This is a genomic window from Streptomyces sp. NRRL S-350 (assembly GCF_000719705.1).
In the GTDB taxonomy this organism is placed as follows: Bacteria; Actinomycetota; Actinomycetes; order Streptomycetales; family Streptomycetaceae; genus Kitasatospora.
Genome location: NZ_JOHO01000003.1, coordinates 304,773 through 324,287, shown reverse-complemented (window position 1 = coordinate 324,287; position 19,515 = coordinate 304,773). Strand labels below are relative to the sequence as shown.

At 74.6% G+C, this 19,515-nt stretch carries 13 protein-coding genes and 1 pseudogene; 4 read left to right on the top strand and 10 right to left on the bottom strand.

What is annotated here, in order from left to right; all coding sequences use genetic code 11:
- Window positions 1-3: 3 nt before the first annotated feature.
- Window positions 4-1,608, top strand: a complete 1,605-nt coding sequence (locus IF30_RS0105330) for a DUF5691 domain-containing protein (protein ID WP_030232613.1) — start codon at window positions 4-6, stop codon at window positions 1,606-1,608.
- A gap of 108 nt (window positions 1,609-1,716) precedes the next feature.
- Here the strand turns inward: IF30_RS0105330 and IF30_RS0105325 are convergent, their stop codons facing one another.
- Window positions 1,717-2,121 (bottom strand): cobalamin B12-binding domain-containing protein, encoded by a 405-nt coding sequence (locus IF30_RS0105325; protein WP_030232611.1) that lies wholly within the window; start codon window positions 2,119-2,121, stop codon window positions 1,717-1,719.
- A 327-nt stretch (window positions 2,122-2,448) separates the two neighbouring features.
- Between IF30_RS0105325 and IF30_RS50525 the strand changes: the two genes are divergently transcribed.
- Complete coding sequence (locus IF30_RS50525) at window positions 2,449-3,249, top strand: M23 family metallopeptidase (protein WP_051709250.1); 801 nt, start codon at window positions 2,449-2,451, stop codon at window positions 3,247-3,249.
- Between the two features lie 6 nt (window positions 3,250-3,255).
- Here IF30_RS50525 and pcrA read toward each other — a convergent pair whose 3' ends face one another.
- The 3 genes from pcrA to IF30_RS0105305 all read right to left on the bottom strand — a co-directional run bounded on the left by pcrA (window position 3,256) and on the right by IF30_RS0105305 (window position 8,170).
- Window positions 3,256-5,871, bottom strand: a complete 2,616-nt coding sequence (pcrA, locus tag IF30_RS0105315; RefSeq protein WP_030232606.1) for a DNA helicase PcrA — start codon at window positions 5,869-5,871, stop codon at window positions 3,256-3,258.
- Between the two features lie 156 nt (window positions 5,872-6,027).
- Entirely contained in the window at window positions 6,028-6,705 is a 678-nt protein-coding gene (locus IF30_RS0105310) for a LuxR C-terminal-related transcriptional regulator (RefSeq protein WP_030232603.1), read from the bottom strand.
- Window positions 6,698-8,170 (bottom strand): ATP-binding protein, encoded by a 1,473-nt coding sequence (locus IF30_RS0105305; protein ID WP_030232600.1) that lies wholly within the window; start codon window positions 8,168-8,170, stop codon window positions 6,698-6,700. Before IF30_RS0105305 ends, IF30_RS0105310 begins: the two co-directional genes overlap by 8 nt.
- A 134-nt stretch (window positions 8,171-8,304) precedes the next feature.
- On the opposite strand from IF30_RS0105305, the gene IF30_RS0105300 reads away from it, so the two are divergent.
- Together IF30_RS0105300 and IF30_RS0105295 are read left to right on the top strand one after the other, a co-directional pair.
- Window positions 8,305-9,717 carry a PspC domain-containing protein gene (locus tag IF30_RS0105300; RefSeq protein WP_030232597.1) on the top strand — a complete coding sequence of 471 codons (1,413 nt, stop codon included), beginning with the start codon at window positions 8,305-8,307 and terminating at the stop codon, window positions 9,715-9,717.
- The gene (locus IF30_RS0105295; RefSeq protein ID WP_030232595.1) at window positions 9,714-9,923 is read left to right on the top strand and encodes a hypothetical protein; all 210 of its coding nucleotides are present in this window, start codon (window positions 9,714-9,716) and stop codon (window positions 9,921-9,923) included. The genes IF30_RS0105300 and IF30_RS0105295 overlap by 4 nt, the downstream gene beginning before the upstream one ends.
- A gap of 95 nt (window positions 9,924-10,018) precedes the next feature.
- Here IF30_RS0105295 and IF30_RS50750 read toward each other — a convergent pair whose 3' ends face one another.
- The 6 genes and pseudogenes from IF30_RS50750 to IF30_RS0105270 form a co-directional block, all read right to left on the bottom strand.
- Window positions 10,019-10,303: a Rieske (2Fe-2S) protein gene (locus IF30_RS50750; RefSeq protein ID WP_267884502.1), complete on the bottom strand. Its 285-nt coding sequence runs from the start codon at window positions 10,301-10,303 to the stop codon at window positions 10,019-10,021.
- A gap of 198 nt (window positions 10,304-10,501) precedes the next feature.
- A pseudogene (locus tag IF30_RS50745) lies at window positions 10,502-11,038 on the bottom strand (DoxX family membrane protein); the annotation flags it as partial.
- A 196-nt stretch (window positions 11,039-11,234) separates the two neighbouring features.
- On the bottom strand, window positions 11,235-12,830 hold the full coding sequence (guaA, locus tag IF30_RS0105285; RefSeq protein ID WP_030232590.1) for a glutamine-hydrolyzing GMP synthase: 1,596 nt from the start codon (window positions 12,828-12,830) through the stop codon (window positions 11,235-11,237).
- Between the two features lie 1,078 nt (window positions 12,831-13,908).
- Window positions 13,909-15,567 (bottom strand): hypothetical protein, encoded by a 1,659-nt coding sequence (locus tag IF30_RS0105280; RefSeq protein WP_158834752.1) that lies wholly within the window; start codon window positions 15,565-15,567, stop codon window positions 13,909-13,911.
- A 286-nt stretch (window positions 15,568-15,853) separates the two neighbouring features.
- Window positions 15,854-17,659, bottom strand: coding sequence for a GMC oxidoreductase (locus IF30_RS0105275; RefSeq protein WP_030232583.1), 1,806 nt, complete (start codon window positions 17,657-17,659; stop codon window positions 15,854-15,856).
- Between the two features lie 185 nt (window positions 17,660-17,844).
- Window positions 17,845-19,476 carry a succinic semialdehyde dehydrogenase gene (locus IF30_RS0105270; protein ID WP_051709248.1) on the bottom strand — a complete coding sequence of 544 codons (1,632 nt, stop codon included), beginning with the start codon at window positions 19,474-19,476 and terminating at the stop codon, window positions 17,845-17,847.
- Window positions 19,477-19,515 lie beyond the last annotated feature (39 nt).

Below are 19,515 nucleotides of genomic sequence, written 5' to 3'. Positions count from 1 at the left end.
AGAATGACGACCGCACAGGACCCCTGGGAGACCCTGCTCACCAGCGCCCTGCTCGGCACCGACCGCCGCCCGCTCCCGGCCACCGCCCTGCCGCTCGCCGACGCCGTGGACCAGGCCGACCCGGCCACCGCCCTGCTGGAGCTGGCCGCCCTCGCCACCGTCCGCCGCCGGGCCGGCGCGCTGCCGGTACCGGCCGCCGGACCGCCCGGCCCGCCCGCGCCGGAGGACACCCGCCCGGAGCTGCCCGAGCCGGCCGGCCGCCGACTGGCCGTCCTGCTGGCCGGCCGGACGGGCGGCAGCAGCGCCGGCGGCACCCTGGCCAACCTGACCGAGCTGCTGCCCCAGTGGCTCGCCACCGCCCGAGCCCGGGGCCTGCGGCCGCCCGCCGCACTGATACCCGGCCTGCTCGACGCCGCCCGGGCCCGCAGCGAACTGCGCTCGGACGCGGTCGCGTTGGCCGGCCCGACGGGCCGCTGGCTGGCCGAGCAGAACCCCGACTGGCGGTTCGTCCTGCGCACCACCACCCCGGAGCAGGTGGGCCGGCACGACGACCCCGCCGCCCACCACCTGTGGCACGAGGGCCTGTTCGCCGAACGCGTCACCCACCTCACGCTGCTGCGCCGCAGCGATCCGGCGACCGGCCTGGAGCTGCTGCGGAGCACCTGGCCCACCGAGCGCGCCGAGGACCGCCTGCTCTTCCTGGACGCCCTCCAGGACGGCCTCTCCCCCGCCGACGAGCCCTTCCTGGAGGCGGCCCTCGGCGACCGCAGCAAGAACGTCCGCGCCACCGCCGCCGAACTGCTCTCCACCCTGCCCGGCTCCGCGCTGGCCCACCGGATGGCCGAGCGGGCGCTGGCCGCCGTCCGCCTCGCCGAGACCGGCACCCACCTGCTGGTCACCCCGCCCGCCGAGTGCGACGCCCGGATGCAGCGCGACGGCATCGCACCCAAGTCGCCCACCGGGCGCGGGGAACGGGCCTGGTGGTTCGGCGAGGTGGTGGCCGCGGCGCCGCTCTCGGTGTGGCCGCGGAGCACCGGCCTGACGCCCGAGCAGCTGCTCGCCCTGCGGGTCGGCGACAGCGTCGACGAGACCAGCAGCAGCTGGGCCGACGACCTGCGGGAGGCCTGGGCGCGCGCCGCCGTCCGCCAGCACGACGCCGACTGGGCCCGGGCACTGCTCGGGCCGGCCCCGGTGCCGCCCGCGCGCGGCGCCGTCCGGGCCCGTACCTCGCGGACCACCGGCGCTCCGGCCAAGCTGCTGGCCGTCCTCCCGCCCGAGGAGCGGGCGGCCTGGACGGCCGCGTTCATCGAGGTGCACGGGCTGGGGGAGGCCTTCCAACTGCTCGGCGCCTGCGCCACGCCGTGGACGCCGCCGCTGTCCACCGCCGTGGTGGCGGCGCTGGCCCGGGCCGCGGCCTCCGGCGCCTACCCGTGGAGCCACAGCGGGGTGCTCGGGATGACGGAGCGCGTGCTCGCCCCGGAGACGGCCGCCGCGGTGGAGGAACTGGCCGCCGGGGCCGCCCCGGACTCCGCCTGGGCGGAGACCTTCGCCCGGTTGGCCGGCACCCTGCGCTTCCGGGCCGCGATGCTCGCGGAGCTGGCGGGCTGACGCGCCGACCGGCCGACGCACCGGCCCCGAGGCTCCGCCGGCGGCCGGCCGCCGGTGACGGCAGGGCGGGCCGGCCCCGAAGGACCGGCCCGCCCGTCGTACCCGAGGTCAGCTCGCCCGCAGGTTGGCCTCGACCCAGGCGACCACGTCCCGGGTGGGCGTGCCCGGGGTGAAGATGTCGGCGACACCCATCGCCTTCAGCTCGGCGATGTCCTCCTCAGGGATGATCCCCCCGCAGAAGACCTTGATGTCCTCGGCGTCGCGCTCCTTGAGCAGCTCCAGCACCCGCGCGCAGAGCGTCATGTGGGCGCCGGAGAGGATCGACAGCCCGATGCCGTTCGCGTCCTCCTGGATCGCGGTGTCGACGACCTGTTCGGGCGTCTGGTGCAGCCCGGTGTAGATGACCTCCATACCGGCGTCGCGCAGGGCGCGCGCAATGACCTTGGCGCCACGGTCGTGGCCGTCGAGCCCCGGTTTGGCGACCACCACACGGATCGGCCCCGACACACCCATCACTGCCTCCTGGACCTCGTCGTCCACCACCCGACCGGGCCTGGTGGGGCCACGGGCGCGGTTAACGGTCAATAACCAACCTGAGGGGAGGTTAGCGCCACCGGGGCCCGTTGGCCGCGCCCCCTCCCAAGAGGAGGGCAAAGTCACAGCTCCAGGACTTTCTACCGGCGAGTACGGACCGTACTGCCCGCAACCTCGGCACAGACCGCCCGGCCGCCCCCTTGACAACCGGAGCTTTTTCCGGGGCGTCGGCCTTCCGGCTACAGTCACGGCTGTTTTCCCCTCGCCCGACGACGTGTCCGAGGCCCACCGAGGAGGCAGCCCCCGATGGCTCCCGAAGCAGCCGCCCGTCCGACCCGCGCGGAACTGCGCCTCGCCGCCCGGGAGCAGTCCCGCGCCCAGCGCCGCGGTGCCGCCAGGGCGGCCACCCGGACGGCGCTGCTGCGGGTCGCGCTCCCGTCGGTGGCCGCGCTCGGAGTCGCCGCCGCCGCGGCGGTCACGGTCCAGGGGGACGCCGACCGGCACGCCCAGGCCGCCGGACGGGTGCCGCCGCGCTCCGCGGGCGCTCCCGAGGACGCGGCCGCCGGGGCGGCGGCCCGGCAGACGGCCGCGGTCGACGGCCAGGCCCAGGCCTCCCGCGGCGACGCCCGTCAGCCGCTGGCCGGCGCCCAGCCCGCCGACGCCCCGACCGGGCAGCCCACCGCCGAGCCGGCCCCGGCGCCGGTCAGGCCCGCGGTGGTCATGCCGGTCGCGCAGCACGGCCTCGGTGAGTTGTTCGGCGCGGCCGGCACCCACTGGGCCAAGCGCCACACCGGCATCGACTTCCCGGTGGACGGCGGCTCCCAGGTCATGGCCGTCGCCGACGGCACGATCCGCACCCAGTGGAACCCGTTCTACGGCTACATGTCGATACTCAAGATGCCCGACGGCACCGAGGCCTGGTACTGCCATCTGCGGGGGTACAAGATCCGCAAGGGGCCGGTGAAGCAGGGCGACGTGATCGCCTTCGTCGGCAGCAGCGGCAACAGCACCGGGCCGCACCTGCACTTCGAGATCCGGCCCGCCGACGGCAGCGGGCCGGTCGACCCGCTGCCGTGGTTCCTCTCGAACGGGCTCGACCCGCGCTGACCTCCGCTACAGCTTCTCGACCGGCGCGTAGCGCAGCACCAGCCACTTGCGGCCGGCCGCGCCGAAGTCCACCTCGGCCTGCGCGTCGTGGCCGGCGCCCTTCATGCCCACCACGGTGCCCAGCCCGAAGCTGTCGTGGGTGACGCGGTCCCCCATCGCGAGGGAGACGACGTCACGCTCGACGACCTTGCCGCCGCGTCGCGCGGACTGCCCCCAGCCCGCCTTCGGCGAGGCCGCCGCGGCCGAGGAGGAGCGCGAAATCCCGCCCCCGGAGGCGGACTTGCCCCAGGACGAACCCGAGGAGAAGCCGCGCTGGACCGGCGCCTGCGCCGCGCCCTTGCGCTTCCACTCCACCAGCGTCTCCGGGATCTCCTCCAGGAACCGCGAGGCCGGGTTGTAGGCCGGCTGCCCCCAGGCGCTGCGCAGCACCGAGCGGGTCAGGTAGAGCCGCTCGCGCGCCCGGGTGAGGCCGACGTACGCGAGCCGGCGCTCCTCCTCCAGCTCCTTGACCTGGTTGAGCGCCCGCATGTGCGGGAAGATGCCGTCCTCCATGCCGGTCAGGAAGACGACCGGGAACTCCAGGCCCTTGGCGGTGTGCAGGGTCATCATCGTGATGACGCCCTGCCCCTCCTGGTCCTCGTCCGGCAGCTGGTCGGAGTCGGCGACGAGCGCGACCCGCTCCAGGAAGTCGGCCAGCGAGCCGACCGGCGGCGTGCCCTCCTCCCCGGCGTCGGGGCGCTCGCCCGGGTCCTGCTCGTATTCGAGGGCGACGGAGGCGAGCTCCTGGAGGTTCTCCACCCGGGTCTCGTCCTGCGGGTCGGTGGAGGACTGGAGCTCGCCCAGGTAGCCGGTCTCCTCCAGGACGGCCTCCAGCACCGCCGCCGGGCCCGCGCCCGACTCGACCACCTGGCGCAGCCCGGCCATCAGGGTGTTGAACTTCTTCACCGCGTTGGCCGAGCGCGCGGCCATCCCGTACGCCTCGTCCACCCGCAGCAGCGCCTGGGCGAACGAGATCCGCTCCCGCGCGGCCAGCGCGTCGATCATCGCCTCGGCCCGCTCGCCGATGCCGCGCTTGGGCACGTTGAGGATCCGGCGCAGCGGCACGGTGTCCTCCGGGTTGGAGAGCACCCGCAGGTACGCCAGGACGTCCCGGACCTCCTTGCGCTCGTAGAAGCGCACCCCGCCGACCACCTTGTACGGCAGGCCGACCCGGATGAACACCTCCTCGAACACCCGGGACTGGGCGTTGGTCCGGTAGAAGATCGCGACGTCGCCGGGCTTGGCCTCGCCCTTGTCGGTGAGCCGGTCGATCTCGTCGGCGATGAACTGCGCCTCGCCGTGCTCGTCGTCCGCGACGTAGCCGATGACCTTCTCGCCGTGGTCCCCGGCCGTCCAGAGCTTCTTCGCGCGGCGGTTGGCGTTGCGCTCGATGACGGCGTTGGCCGCGCTCAGGATGGTCTGGGTGGAGCGGTAGTTCTGCTCCAGCAGGATCGTGGTCGCGTTCGGGTAGTCCTCCTCGAACTGGAGGATGTTGCGGATGGTCGCGCCGCGGAAGGCGTAGATCGACTGGTCGGCGTCGCCGACGACGCACAGCTCGGCGGGCGGCACCTCGGCCAGGCGCCCGGCCGCCGGGTTCACCAGGTCGCCGTCCACGGTGCGCTTGGGCGCGTCCGCGACCGAGCCGCCGGTCAGCTCGCGGACCAGCGTGTACTGGGCGTGGTTGGTGTCCTGGTACTCGTCGACCAGGATGTGCCGGAAGCGGCGCCGGTAGTGCTCGGCGACGTCGGGGAACGCCTGCAGCAGGTTGACCGTCGTCATGATGATGTCGTCGAAGTCCAGCGCGTTGGCCTCGCGCAGCCGCCGCTGGTACAGCGCGTACGCCTCGGCGAGCTTCTTCTCCATCGGGTTGGCGGCCTGGTCGGCGAAGGTCTCCTCGTCGATCAGCTCGTTCTTGAGGTTGCTGACCTTGGCGGTGAAGGACTTCGGCGGGAACTGCTTCGGATCCAGGTCGAGGTCCCGGCAGACCAGCGACATCAGCCGCTGCGAGTCGGCCGAGTCGTAGATCGAGAAGCTGGAGGTGAAGCCCAGCTGCTTGGACTCGCGGCGCAGGATCCGCACGCAGGCGCTGTGGAAGGTGGAGACCCACATCGCCCGGGCGCGCGGGCCGACCAGCGCCTCGACGCGCTCGCGCATCTCGCCGGCGGCCTTGTTGGTGAAGGTGATCGCCAGGATCTCCCCCGGCTGCACCCCGCGGGCGCCCAGCAGGTAAGCGATCCGGTGGGTCAGCACCCGGGTCTTGCCGGAGCCGGCGCCGGCCACGATCAGCAGCGGCGAGCCCGCGTGCAGCACCGCCTCGCGCTGCGGGTCGTTCATCCCCTCCAGCAGCTGCGCCGGGTCGACCACCGTCCGGGCGGCGCCGTTGCGGTACCAGGCGTCCCGCTCCGCCTGCGCGGCGTGGTCGGTCTGGAACAGCCCCTCCGGGATGGCTTCCTCGTAGGCGTCGTACGGAACGTCGTCCTCGTACGGCGGGGGCTCCTCGCCGGCGGTCGCGTCGGGCTGCTTCGACCCGGCGGCGGGAGCCTCGAAGCCGGGGAGCGGAAGGTCGTCAAAGAGGCTATTCATGGCACTGACGAGTCTATGGCCACCCACCGACAAGCCCGCCCGCCCGGAGCGAACCGGCCGGACGGGCTCGACGGGCGTGCGGGCCTGGCGGCCGTGCCGGCGCGGGTCCGACCCCCTCGACCCGCTCGACCGGCCCGCCCGCCCCGGGCTGCGGGCTCAGACCAGGCGGCGGGCGGTGGCCCAGCGGGTGAGCTCGTGGCGGTTGCTCAGCTGGAGCTTGCGCAGCACGGCGGAGACGTGGCTCTCGACCGTCTTCACCGAGATGAAGAGCTGCTTGGCGATCTCCTTGTAGGCGTAGCCGCGGGCGATCAGGCGCAGGACCTCGCGTTCGCGCTGGGTGAGGCGGTCCAGGTCCTCGTCGACCGGCGGGGTGTCGGTGGCGGCGAAGGCGTCCAGGACGAAGCCGGCCAGCCGCGGCGAGAACACGGCGTCGCCGTCGGCGATCCGGAAGATCGCGTTCACCAGGTCGGTGCCGGTGATGGTCTTGGTGACGTAGCCGCGCGCTCCGCCGCGGATGACGCCGATGACGTCCTCGGCGGCGTCCGACACCGACAGCGCCAGGAACTTCACCCCGCCCTGCTCGCCCATCAGCCCGGCCGAGCGGCGCAGCACCTCGACCCCGCCGCCGCCGGGCAGGTGGACGTCGAGCAGGACCACGTCGGGCCTGGTCTCGGCCACCACCCGGACCGCCGAGTCCACGTCGTCGGCCTCGCCGACCACGTCGATGCCGGTCACGTCGGTGCGGCCGATCTCGGCCCGGACCCCCGTCCGGAACATCCGGTGGTCGTCCACCAGCACGACCCTGGCCGTGCGCTCCGGAGCTGCGTCAGTCATTCGTTCTCTCCATCTCCAGCTCGACCTCGGTACCGCCGCCCGCCGCCGGCCGCACCCGAGCGGTGCCGCCGTTGCGCTTCATCCGGCCGATGATCGACTCCCGTACGCCCATCCGGTCCTCCGGCACCGTGTCGGGGTCGAAGCCGGGCCCGTGGTCACGGACGAACACCGACACCGCCCTCCCCTCCACCTCGGCGTAGACCTGGACCGGTCCCCCGCCACCGTACTTGGCCGCGTTGACGGTCGCCTCCCTCGCGGCCTGCATCTGTGCCGCGATGCCCTCGTCCATCGGGCAGTCGCCGACGATCACCAGTTCCACCGGGACGCCGTGCCGGTCCTCGACCTCGGCGACCACCGCGCGCAGGGTCTCCGCCATGGTGTCCGGCGCGGCCTCGGCGGCCGCCTCCGGGCGGTACAGCCACAGCCGCAGCTCGCGCTCCTGCGAGCGGGCCAGCCGCAGCACCTCCTTGGGGTCCTCGGCCCGGCGCTGGATCAGGGTCAGGGTGTGCAGCACCGAGTCGTGGATGTGCGCGGCGATCTCGGCCCGCTCCTGGGCCCGGATGCGGGCGGTGCGCTCGGCGCCGAGGTCCTGCCACAACCGCAGGCCGTACGGGCCGAGCAGCACCAGCACCCCGGCGAGCACCGCGAGCGAGGCCTCGACGACCGAGCCGAGCGTGGAGCCGCTGCCCTGCATGGCGAGCAGCGCGATGGTGCCGGCCACCGCGAGCAGCACGCCGGTGCCGACCCGGGTGTAGGCGCCGCGCCGCTTCTCGCCCTCCTCGATGCCGAACCAGCGCTGCCAGCGCGAGTCGTCGGCCTGCCGCCAGACCAGCGCGACGCCGACGCCGATCGCCAGCAGCGGCCAGGTGTACGGCTTGGCGGTCTGCCAGCCGAGCACGTTGAGCAGGGCGATCAGGCCGATCACGACCATGACCAGCGCGGCGAGCTGGCCGAGGCCGCCCTGTCCGGCCTTGCCGGCCGGCGCCGTCCCCTCGCCCTCGACGGGCGCCGCCACCGGCTCGCCCTGCAGCGTGTGCTGGAGCAGTTGGCGCAGCCGGCCGAGCCACCCGCCGGCGGCGGCGGTCGTGGGGCCCTTGCTCAGCAGGCCGCCCTGCAGCCCGGGCGCGGCCGGGACGAACACGCCGTTGAGGTACACCCACTGGGCGCCGCCGCGCTGCGCGGGCTCGCCGATCCCGATCGGCACCACGAACCAGAACGCGGCGTACAGCAGCGCGCCGATGCCCTGCGCGAAGAACAGCAGCACGAAGGCGATCCGCACCCACCGCACCGGCAGCCCCAGGTGCACCGCCAGGCCGTGCGCGACGCCGCCGAGCATCCGGCCCTGCGGGCTGCGGTAGAGCCGGCGGTACGGCGGTTTGCCGCCGTCGGGCGCGGTGGAGTCGGCGCCGGCCGACGGCACGGCGTCGGGGGCGGTGGTTCGGGGGTCGGTACCGGGGGCTGCCACGCCACCGATGGTTCCACGCGCGCCGCCGCGGGCGCATCAGGGTGTGTCCCTAGCCCGCATCAGGGACAAGTCAGGGTACGGACCGGGGTGCTCCCGGTTGGGCCGGAGCGGCACCTGCCGGAAGGATGGTGCCCATGACCGAGGATCCCCGCATCGAGGAGGCCGGGCCCGCCGCCCCGCCGGAGCCGGAACGCCCGCCCCTGACCCGGGCCGAACACCACCGCGTGGTGGCCGGTGTCTGCGGCGGCCTCGGCCGGCACCTGGACATCGACCCGGTGGTCTTCCGGGTGGTCATCGTGGTGCTCTGCCTCTCCGGCGGCCTCGGGCTGTTCCTGTACGGCCTGGCGTGGCTGATCGTCCCGACCGACGACGAGTCCAAGGGCCGCGGCGGGCGCACCGAGCTCCAGCGGGTGCTCACCGGCCGGGTGGACGGCCAGTCGATCGGCGCGGTCCTGCTGACCGTGATCGGCACCGGGGTGTTCTTCTCCTCCATGGGCAACGGCGACCAGCTGTTCCCGCTGCTGCTGCTCGCGGGCCTGGTCTTCCTGGCGGTGCGCTACGACCCGGACCGCCGCCGCGGCCGCGGCCGTGAGCGCCGGCACGGCGGCCCGTACGACCGCCGGTTCCCCGAGTCCGCGGGCTACGTCTGGCCGCGGCCGAAGGACGACGAGGCGACGCGCACCGGGCACTCCGCCGCAACGGCCCCCGCCGACGGCCCGGCCCCCGGCGCGAGCGGCTACCTGTGGGATCCGCGCCACCCGGAGCGCAACCCGTACGGCGCCACCTCCGCGGCCCCCACCCCCCCGTTCGGCACCCCGGTGCCGCCGGCCGGCGCCCCGGCCCGGCCCTGGTGGCAGCGCGCCGACCTGCCCGAGGGGGATCCGCTGCGCAAGGAGCGCCCGGAGCGCTGCTCGGAGCCCGCCGCCGTGCGGCACCCCCGGGAGCGCTCGGCGCTCGGCTTCTTCGGCTTCCTGCTGGCGATCGGCGCGGGCGCCGCGGTCTGGGCCGCCTCGGCCGACCGCCACGACCCCACCGTGCTGGGCGCGACCGTGCTGGCCACCGCCCTGCTGGTGGTCGGTCTGACCCTGCTGGTCGGCGCGAAGTTCGGCCGTGCCCGCAGGCTCGCGGTGACCGGCCTGCTGCTCACCCTGGCGCTGGCCTTCGTCGGCCACTCGCCGGACTCCATGCGCAACGCCGTCGGTCAACGGGAGTGGACGGTCACCTCGACAGCCGATCTGCACGACCGCTACAACCTCGGCGCCGGGAAGGTCCGGCTCGACCTGAGCGGGCTCGACCCGGCCGGGGCCACCGTCGCCACCAAGGCCGACCTCGGCGCCGGCGAGCTGACCGTCGCCCTGCCGGACGACGTCACGGTGAACCTGACGGCCCGGGTCGGCATCGGCGACGTCAGCGTCCCCGGCGGCCGCAGCAACAGCACCGGACGGCACAGCTATCTGATCGGCCCGGCGAACGGCCAGGCCTCCAAGGGCACGCTCAACCTCGAACTCGGCATCGGGCTCGGCAACATCAAGGTGGTCCAGCAGTGAGGAAGCACCGGCTCGACCTGTTCTCGCTGATCGCGGGCGCGCTGTTCACCGTGCTCGCCGTGGTCTACCTGGTCGCGGCGCTCAACGACCGGTCGGTGAACGGACGGATCGTCATCCCGGTCACCTTCATCGTGCTCGGCGTCGGCGGCCTGGCCGGTGCGGTCGCGGCGGTGGCCCGGCGCGCCCGGCCCGACCGCGAGGAGTAGGCCACGGCCCGGGGCACCCGCCGCCGGCCCGGCCCCGCACCGCCGCCGGCCCCCCGCACGGCCTCGAAGCACCGCACCGCCCCCGGCCCCGGGCCTCAGCTCTGCTGCGGGCCCAGGGCCAGCGTGTCCCCGTCCTTGGTGACCGTGTACTTCGGCAGCGGCTTGACCGCCGGCCCGTTGACCACCGCGCCGGTGGCGGCGTCGAACCGGGAGCCGTGGCAGGGGCAGTACAGCTGGCCGTTCTTCGGGGCGTCCACGGCGCAGCCGGAGTGGGTGCACACCGAGGAGAGGCCGCAGTACTGGCCCGCCTTGGGCTGCACGATGTAGACGGCGTCCCCGGTGGCCGGATCCTTGACCTGCGCCGAGCCGCCGACCGGCACGCTCGCGGCGGGCACCGTGGGGGCCTGCGCCGGGGCGGTGGAGACGGGGGCCGCCGACTGCTTGGGCGCGGCGCCCTTGTCCCGGCCGAAGGTGCGGGTCAGCGAGCCGGTGAGCAGCCCGGCGCCGCCGATCGCGACGGCGGCGATGCCGCCGTCCACCAGTGCCCGGCGCTTGACGTGGTCCTCGGCCAGTCCGCGCGCGCGGTCCCGCCCGGCCCTGCGGGCGAGGTAGCCGTCCACCGACAGGTACGGCGTGCCGGCCAGCACCAGCGGTGTCCAGGCCATCAGGTAGGCCAGGTCGTTGCCGAGGTAGTACGGCGAGACGCTCCAGCTGACGGTCAGCCAGAGGCTGAGGTTGAGCAGCGCGCCGCCGAGCGCGGCGACCCGGCCCCAGAGGCCGAGCAGGGTGCCGAGGCCGACGGCCAGCTCGCCGAAGGCGACGGCGAGCGCGAACAGCGTCGGGTGGTCGAGGGCGGGGCCGAGCAGGAAGGAGATCGGGCTGCCGCCCGCCTTGGCCGCCTGGGTCTGCGAGACGAAGGAGGCCGGATCGCCCGCCCCGGCCAGGTAGTGCGCGTCGGACAGCTTGTCGAGAGCGGCGTACACGAAGGTGACGCCGAGGAAGAGCCGCAGTGGGAGCAGCGCGTACCTGGACGCGATCGTCCGGCGCTGCTCCGCCCGGCCGGCCCGGGCGGCCGCTCCCCCGCCGGCCGGCACCGACTCGCTGGCCTCCGACATCCCTCACACCTTCCCTTTCGGCCTGTCACGCCCTGACAGGTCCGGTCCGCATTCTGCCCGTTCCTGCCCGCTTTCGGTGGGAGGTCCCACCCGGGCAACGGCGCCCGCACCGCGAACGGCCGCGCCGCCGCTCCCTTCAGTACGGGAACGACGGCGCGGCCGTTCAGGCTCCGGCCTCACCGGCCGGCGGGAGTGCCTACTCCCACTCGATGGTGCCCGGCGGCTTGCTGGTGACGTCGACGACGACGCGGTTCACGTCGCGGACCTCGTTGGTGATCCGGGTGGAGATCTTGGCCAGCACGTCGTACGGCAGGCGCGACCAGTCGGCGGTCATGGCGTCCTCGGACGAGACCGGGCGCAGCACGATCGGGTGACCGTAGGTGCGGCCGTCGCCCTGCACGCCCACGCTGCGCACGTCGGCGAGCAGCACGACCGGGCACTGCCAGATCTCACGGTCCAGACCGGCCGCGGTCAGCTCCTCGCGGGCGATCGCGTCGGCGTCGCGGAGCAGGTCCAGACGCTCCTTGGTGACCTCGCCGACGATCCGGATGCCCAGGCCGGGGCCCGGGAACGGCTGGCGCTGGACGATCTCCTCCGGCAGGCCGAGCTCCTGGCCGACCATCCGGACCTCGTCCTTGAACAGCTTGCGCAGCGGCTCGACCAGCTGGAACTGCAGGTCCTCGGGCAGGCCGCCGACGTTGTGGTGGGACTTGATGTTGGCGGTACCGGTGCCGCCGCCCGACTCCACCACGTCCGGGTACAGGGTGCCCTGGACCAGGAAGTCGACCGACTCGCCGTGCTCGCCGGCCTCGGCGATGATCTCGGCCTGGGCCTGCTCGAAGACCCGGATGAACTCGCGGCCGATGATCTTGCGCTTCTCCTCGGGGTCGGTGACCCCGCGCAGCGCGTCCAGGAACCGGTCGGCGGCGTCGACGACCTTCAGCTTCGCGCCGGTGGCCGCCACGAAGTCCTTCTCGACCTGCTCGCTCTCGCCCTTGCGCATCAGGCCGTGGTCGACGTACACGCAGGTCAGCTGGTCGCCGATGGCCTTGTTGACCAGGGCGGCAGCCACCGCGGAGTCCACGCCGCCGGACAGGCCGCAGATCGCGCGCTTGGTGCCGACCTGCGCGCGGATCAGGGCCACCTGCTCCTCGACCACGCTGCCGGTGGTCCAGGTCGGGGCGATGCCCGCGCCGCGGTAGAGGAAGTGCTCCAGGACCTGCTGGCCGTGGTCGGAGTGCAGCACCTCGGGGTGGTACTGGACGCCGTACAGGCGGGCCTCGTCGTTCTCGAAGGCCGCGACCGGCACCACGTCGGTGGAGGCGGTGACCGTGAAGCCCTCCGGCGCCGCCGAGCAGGCGTCGCCGTGCGACATCCACACCGAGTGCTGCGCGGGGACACCCTCGAACAGGGTGGAGCCGGTGCGGGAGACGGTCAGCGGGGTGCGGCCGTACTCGCGGGCACCGGAGTTGTCGACGGTGCCGCCGAGGCTCTTCGCCATCAGCTGGAAGCCGTAGCACATGCCGAAGACCGGGACACCGGCCTCGAAGATCGCGCGGTCGATCTGCGGCGCGCCCTCTTCGTAGACCGACGACGGGCCGCCGGAGAGGATGATCGCCTTGGGGTTCTTGGCGAGCATCTCGGCGACCGGCATGCTGCTCGGCACGATCTCGCTGTAGACCCGCGCCTCACGCACCCGACGGGCGATGAGCTGGGCGTACTGGGCGCCGAAGTCGACCACCAGGACGGGGTCGTTGTCCGGCGCGGACTGGACGGGAATTGCAGAGGACACAGACGGCCTTCCGGCAGCGGTATCGAGGTGTCGCGCGGAACCGCCTCCCCGGCGGGGGGCTGCGGCGGCGGGACGGGTGTGGGGTGTCTGGACACCGATTCTACCGGGCTGTCCGGTTTCACTCGTCTGCCCGTCCAAAGGACCGTGACCGGCCGGGGCCGCGGTTCGTTGCTTCTGACGACCGTACGGCCGCGCCGCGTCCGCCAGACGCGCCGCCCCGGCCCCCTCGGGGGCACCGCCGTACGGCTGCAGGACCACGCGTGGAGCTACACACCAGTCCACCGGCGCACGTGGCGCCGCCGCCCGGCCCCGCCGGGGGCGCGGCTCCGTGGGACCGTGCGCGGGTGCAGCGGCCGACGAGCAGGGGACAGCGAAGCCGGCCGCGACTGGGCCGAGAGGTGGGACGGCCGGAATCCGGGGACGCCCGGGACCGGCCGTCCCCCCTCCGGCCCGCTCGGCGGCCCAGGCCCGCCCAGGCCCGCCCAGGCCGCCCGACTCACGCCGGCCCGCGCCGGGGCGCACCCGGGCGCACCGGCCCGTCCGTCCCGCGCCGCTACGCGCGTCCCCGTGCGCCGCACCGGATGCACCACTACTCACCGTGATCATCGGCGGCCGGGCCGACCGTAAATGGACTGTGCCGAACTGTGCCGAACCGGTTGCAGAGCGAGCCCTCCGTCCAGCACGATGCTCGTTGTAAGCGGTTCTTCCGGCGGCCCGACGGCTCGCCGCGAAGGGTCGGCCCCAATGCTCCGCCGTCGCCGCAGAGGGAGGCGACAGCGGTTTTCACTTCACGCTCCGTGAGCGGAGGGACGGCGCAGCCCCAGCCGCCGACCACCGCGCAACGGGCCCGCGCACCCCGCGCCGCCGGCCACCCGCGCCGGAGCCGCCGGGGCGCCTCCGGAAGCCAACCGACACGACGGCGCTCCTCCCCCGGCGCCGTCACCCCCAGCACCGGCGCGGCCCTGACGCCGAGTGCTGAGCGACAAAGGGCCCCGTTCCCCCGCGGGGCCCTTTGCCCTTTCCGGGCTCTGCCGCTTCCGCCGCCGCTTCCCGCTTCGGCGCCCCGCGCCGGGGCGGTTCAGGGGTGCTCGCGCCAGACGCTCGGGTCCACCGGCGCCTCGGCGGCGGGCCGCGGTGCCTCGGCGGGAGCCGGCGGTGCGGCGGCGGAGGCGGGCGGCGCCTCGTCCGAGCCGAGCACCTCGCTCACCCCGCTCCCGGCCCCGAGGGCGGGCGGCGCGTCGTCCGCCGGGGCGCCCTGCGCCGGCACCCCGGGCACCGGGGCGCCGTGCGGCGTCCGCGCCGTCGACGGTGCCGGTGTCGGTGTCGGCATCGGGGGCGGCGGTGTCGGCCCGTACGGCGCCCCGGCGTACGGAGCGCCCGCGCCGCCGCCGCGGGCGGCCGCCAGCAGCGGCGGCACCAGCAGCGCGCCGACCACCGCCCAGACCGCGTTGGCCGCGAGGACGGTGAGGAAGGTCAGCCCGACCGCGTTCTCCTGGGACACCTCCAGGTCGGAGGTCCGGCTCCAGCCCGCCATGCCGGAGGATCGGGTCATCGTCGCCCCGGCCACCGCCATCAGCCCGGTGAGCGCCACGGCGTACACCGCCGCCAGGCGCAGCCGGTCGGCCGCGTCCAGCTGCCGCCGGTACGCCGTCCAGCCGAGCACGGCCGCCGCGAAGAGCGCCAGCAGGGCCGCCCAGCGCCAGTCGGCGGACACCTCGTCGTGCAGGTCGAAGAAGGAGAGGTCCAGGTCCTCGCCGCGGTCGCGCCAGGAGGTCTCGCCGCCGGTCGTGCCGCTGTGGGCCCGGAAAGTCGCGCCCGAGCCGAAGCCGAGCAGGTTGAGGCCGAGGTTGGGCAGGAAGGCCAGCGACACCCCGGTCTCCGCCCCACCGCTGCTGTTCGCGGCGACCAGCACGAAACCCGCCAGCGAGGACAGGCCCACCGACACCCCCAGCGCCCGGCCCGCGGTCAGCGCGGCGACCGCCCAGCCGCGCACCGACCGGCTGCGCCAGGCGGCCCAGCGAAGCGCGTCGGTGCCGTAGACCGCGAACGCGAGCGAGCCGGCCAGCAGCACGGTCCAGCCGACCGCCTCCAGCCAGCCGGAGCCCGCGGTGATCACCGGCCTGGACAGGTCCTGGCCGGTGCCCGGGTAGTCGGGGACGTCGAAGCTGTCCCGAGGCTGCTGGGTCGTCCCGCCGACCGCCCAGATCACCGTCGTCACCCCGGCGAGGACCAAGGCGGTGCGCAGCGCCTCCCCCGCGGCCTGGCTCCGGGTCAGCTGGCCCGTCACCGCCTTGCGCCGGCGCAGCCCGGCCCGCAGGGCGTACCAGAGGGCCAGGCACCACAGGACGGTGACGGTCATCGGCGCCACCCGGAAGACGAAGTCCATCCGCTCGGCGCGGCCGCCGCTGAGCGGGCTCTGGTAGCCGAGCTTGAACGGCGCGCCGAGCGCGCTCAGCGCCATCGACAGCATCGCGCCGAAGCGGCTGCCGAAGTCGGGCGAGCGGAACCGGTACTCGTACTGGTAGTCGCCGGGGATGGCGGCGATCAGCGCGGCCAGCAGGAGCACGGCGGTCGGCGCGAGGGCCGCCTTGAAGGCGGGGCGCCAGTCGGGCCCCGCCAGCAGGCGCTGGACGGGCGGCTGCCCGTCGTACGGCCTCCCCGCACCCCAACTGCCTGTCGCGGGAGGACCGGGCGGGCCGGACGGCGGGGGCGGCGCGTACCCCGGGGCGGGCGGCACGGCAGGCGCAGCGGGCCCGGCAGGCGCGGCAGGCACCACAGGCAGCGCGGCGGTCGGCGGGGGCGGTGCGGCGGTCGGCGGGGGCGGTGCGAACGGCCGCCCGCACGCACCGCAGGCGGACGCCCCCTCCACCGAAGTCGCCCCGCACGATGCGCAGTTGGCCATGGACTGCTTTCCCCCCGCTCGACGAGTCCCGGGGTCGCCCCAGGGAGCCCGTTTATCCCATCGGACCCGAACGGCTGTCAACCGGCTTCCCCGGCAGGCGGATCGGCCCGCCGGACGGGGTTCAGCCGCGCTTCTTCGGGACCTCCGGGACGGGCAGCAGCGGCAGCCGCAGCGCACCGAACGCGCCCTCCGGCACGGCGGGCCGTACCGGCGCCACCGGGGTGACCCGCCGGTACGCCTCGCCCTGGGCCGGGCGCGGGTCCGCCTCTCCCTTGTTCGGCCACATCGACAGGGCGCGTTCGGCCTGCGCGGTGATGGTCAGCGAGGGGTTGACGCCGAGGTTGGCGGAGACGGCCGCGCCGTCCACCACGCTGATCCCGGGGTGGCCGTACAGCCGGTGGTACGGGTCGACCACGCCGGTCTCGGGGGCGTCGCCGATCGGGCAGCCGCCGAGGAAGTGCGCGGTCATCGGGATGTCGAAGATCTCGCCGGCGGAGCTGCCGGCGAAGCCGTTGATCTCGTCGGCGAGCGCCTGGGCGCCCTGCTCGGCGGCGGGGATCCAGGTCGGGTTGGGGGCGCCGTGGCCCTGGGTGGAGGTGAGCCGGTCCTTGCCGAGCGGGCCCTTCGTCAGCGAGACGGTGATCGAGTTGTCCAGCGACTGCATCACCAGGCCGATGATCGTCTTCTCGGACCAGCGGTGCTGGTTCATCGAGCGGGCGAAGGTCACCGGGTGGAGCACCGAGTTGCCCAGGTAGCGCAGCCAGCGCGGAGCCCGTCCACCGCCCTTGACCTGCGCGACGGACAGCGCACCCATCGCGTTCGAGCCCTTGCCGTAGCGGACCGGCTCGATGTGGGTGTTGGCGTCCGGGTGGATCGAGGAGGTGATCGCGACGCCCTTGGTGAAGTCCGCCTTCGTGCCGTAGCGCCGGTCGGTGGTCTGCGCGCCCACCAGCGCCTCGGAGTTGGTGCGGGTCAGCTCGCCGAGCCGGGCGGAAATCCGGGGCAGGTGCCCGGCGGCGCGCATCCGGTGCAGCAACGACTGGGTGCCGTACGTACCGGCGGCGACGACGACCCGGGCGGCGGTGATGGTCCGTGCGCCCGCCTTCACCCGGTCCGTCCTGGAGCGGGAGTCGGTGCGGCGCACGTCGACGGCGAAGCCGCTGCTTCCGGCCGCGCCGGTGTGCTCCCGGATCCGGGCCACCGTGGTGAGCGGGTGGATCTCCGCGCCGCCCCGCTCGGCCAGGTACAGGTAGTTCTCCGTGAGCATGTTCTTGGCGCCGTGCCGGCAGCCGGTCATGCACTCGCCGCACTCCACGCAGGCCTTGCGGGCCGGACCGGCGCCACCGAAGTACGGGTCGGCGACCTCCTCCCCGGGCGCCGCCTCGGCCGTCCCGTCGGTGTCCTTGCCGTCGCCGAAGAACACCCCGACCGGCGCCATGTGGAAGGTGTCGGCGACGCCCATGCGCTCGGCCGCCGCCTTGAGGTGGACGTCGGAGGGGGTGACGGTCGGGTTGAGCCGGACCCCGAGCATCCGCTGCGCCTGGTCGTAGAACGGCGCCAACTCCTCCTGCCAGTCGGTGATGTGGCGCCACTGGCGGTCCTCGAAGAAGGCCTTCGGCGGCACGTACAGGGTGTTGGCGTAGTTCAGCGAGCCGCCGCCGACCCCGGCGCCTGCCAGGATCAGCACGTTGGCCAGCAGGTGGATCCGCTGGATGCCGTACAGCCCGAGCCGCGGCGCCCACAGGTAGTTCGGCAGGTCCCAGGAGTTCCTGGGCAGCTCCTCCCGGTCGAAGCGCCGCCCGGCCTCCAGGACGGCAACCCGGTAGCCCTTCTCGGTCAGCCGCAGCGCCGCGACCGAACCGCCGAAGCCGGAGCCGACCACGACCACGTCGTAGTCGAACTCCGCCGCACCGCCGGACTCCACCATCTGCCACTGCTCCTTCGCCGGGATGAACGGTCTGAACGGTCTGAACGGTCTGAACGGTCTGAACGGGATAACGCAACGAACGGGACGAACAGGACGAACGGGATGAAGCCGTCCGAGGCAGCCGCGCGCCGGCCCCGTACGAGGCCGGGCCCCGCTGCCGCCGGCGCCCGCCCGGCGCCCGCGGTCTACCGGAGGCGCAGCGCCTTGAGCGCGCGCAGCCCGCCGGTCATCACGGCGGCGAACTGCTTGTCGTCCAGGCCGAACGACGGCGCGATCGGCATCAGCCGCTGGGTCGCGATGGTCTGCGCCTCGGTGAAGCGCAGGATGCCCTCGGCGCCGTGCCGCCGGCCCAGCCCGGAGTCGCCCATGCCGCCCATCGGCGAACCGACCGAGCCGTACGCGGCCGCGTAGGCCTCGTTGACGTTGACCGTCCCGGTGCGCAGCCGCGCCGCGACCGCCCGGCCGCGCCGCCGGTCCCCGGTCCAGACGCTGGAGTTCAGGCCGTACGGCGTGGAGTTGGCGGCGGCCACCGCCTCCTCGTCGGTGTCGAAGCGGTAGACGGAGACGACCGGGCCGAAGGTCTCCTCGGCGCAGACCGCCATCTCCGGGGTGACGCCGTCGAGGATGGTCGGCTCGAAGAAGAACGGCCCGAGATCCGGCCGGGCGCGGCCGCCGGCCACCACGACGGCGCCCGCCTTGACCGCCTCCTCCACGTGCCGGGTGGTGGTCTCCAGCTGGCGGACGGAGACCAGCGAGCCCATGTCCGCGCCGTACGCGAGGCCGCCGCCGAGGCGCAGGGCCCGGGTGCGGGCGGCGAAGCGCTCCAGGAACTCGTCGGCCACCGAGCGGTGCACCAGCAGCCGCTCGATCGAGATGCACAGCTGCCCGGCGGAGGAGAAGCAGGCCCGGACGGCGCCCGCGGCGGCGGCGTCGAGGTCTGCGTCGGAGAGCACCAGCATGGCGTTCTTGCCGCCGAGTTCGAGCGAGGCGCCGACCAGCCGGGCGGCGGCGCGCTGGGCGACGTCGCGGCCGGTGCGGGTGGAGCCGGTGAACGAGACGTAGTCGGCGTGCTCCACCACGGCGGGGCCGATCACCGGGCCGTCGCCGATCACGACCTGCCACAGGTCGGCGGGGAGCCCGGCCTCGACCAGCAGCTCGCGGGCCCACAGCGCGGTCAGCGCGGTCTGGGTGTCGGGCTTGTTGACGACCGCGTTGCCGGCCGCGAAGGCGGGCAGGGCGTCGCCGACGGACAGTTCCAGCGGGTAGTTCCAGGGCGAGATGTGGCCGATCACGCCCTTGGGGCGGCGGGCCTCGACGGTGTGGGTGAGCACCGGCAGCGCGCCGCCGCGCCGCTTGTCCTTGAGGTACGTGTGCGCGGCCCGCCCGTAGTGCCGCGCGGCCATGGCGACGGCCAGCACCTCCTCGAAGGCGTGCAGTCGGGCCTTGCCGGTCTCCGCCTGGATCAGGTCCAGCACCTCGTCCTGCCGCCTGAGCAGCAGGTCGTGGAAGCGCAGCAGTACGGCGGCGCGGCGGCGCACCGGCAGCGCGGCCCAGGCCGACTGGGCGCGGCGGGCCAGCTGGAACGCGACCTCGACGTCGGCCGGGGTGGACTGCGGCAGGCCGGCCAGCCGCTCGCCGGTCAGCGGGGCGACGGTCTCCACGAGGTCGGGATCGCCGGCGGCGGTGACGCCGGAGGCCAGCCGGGCGACCAGGGCCGCCGGGACGGCCGCCGCGACGGTCCGGCCGCCGCCGGGGGCCGCCGGGTTGCCGGCGCCGGGGCGTTCGGTGGCCACTGCATCTGCTGTGAGGTCCGACATACGGCGCAGCCTAGGCGTTCGCGGGCCGGTCCGGTACCC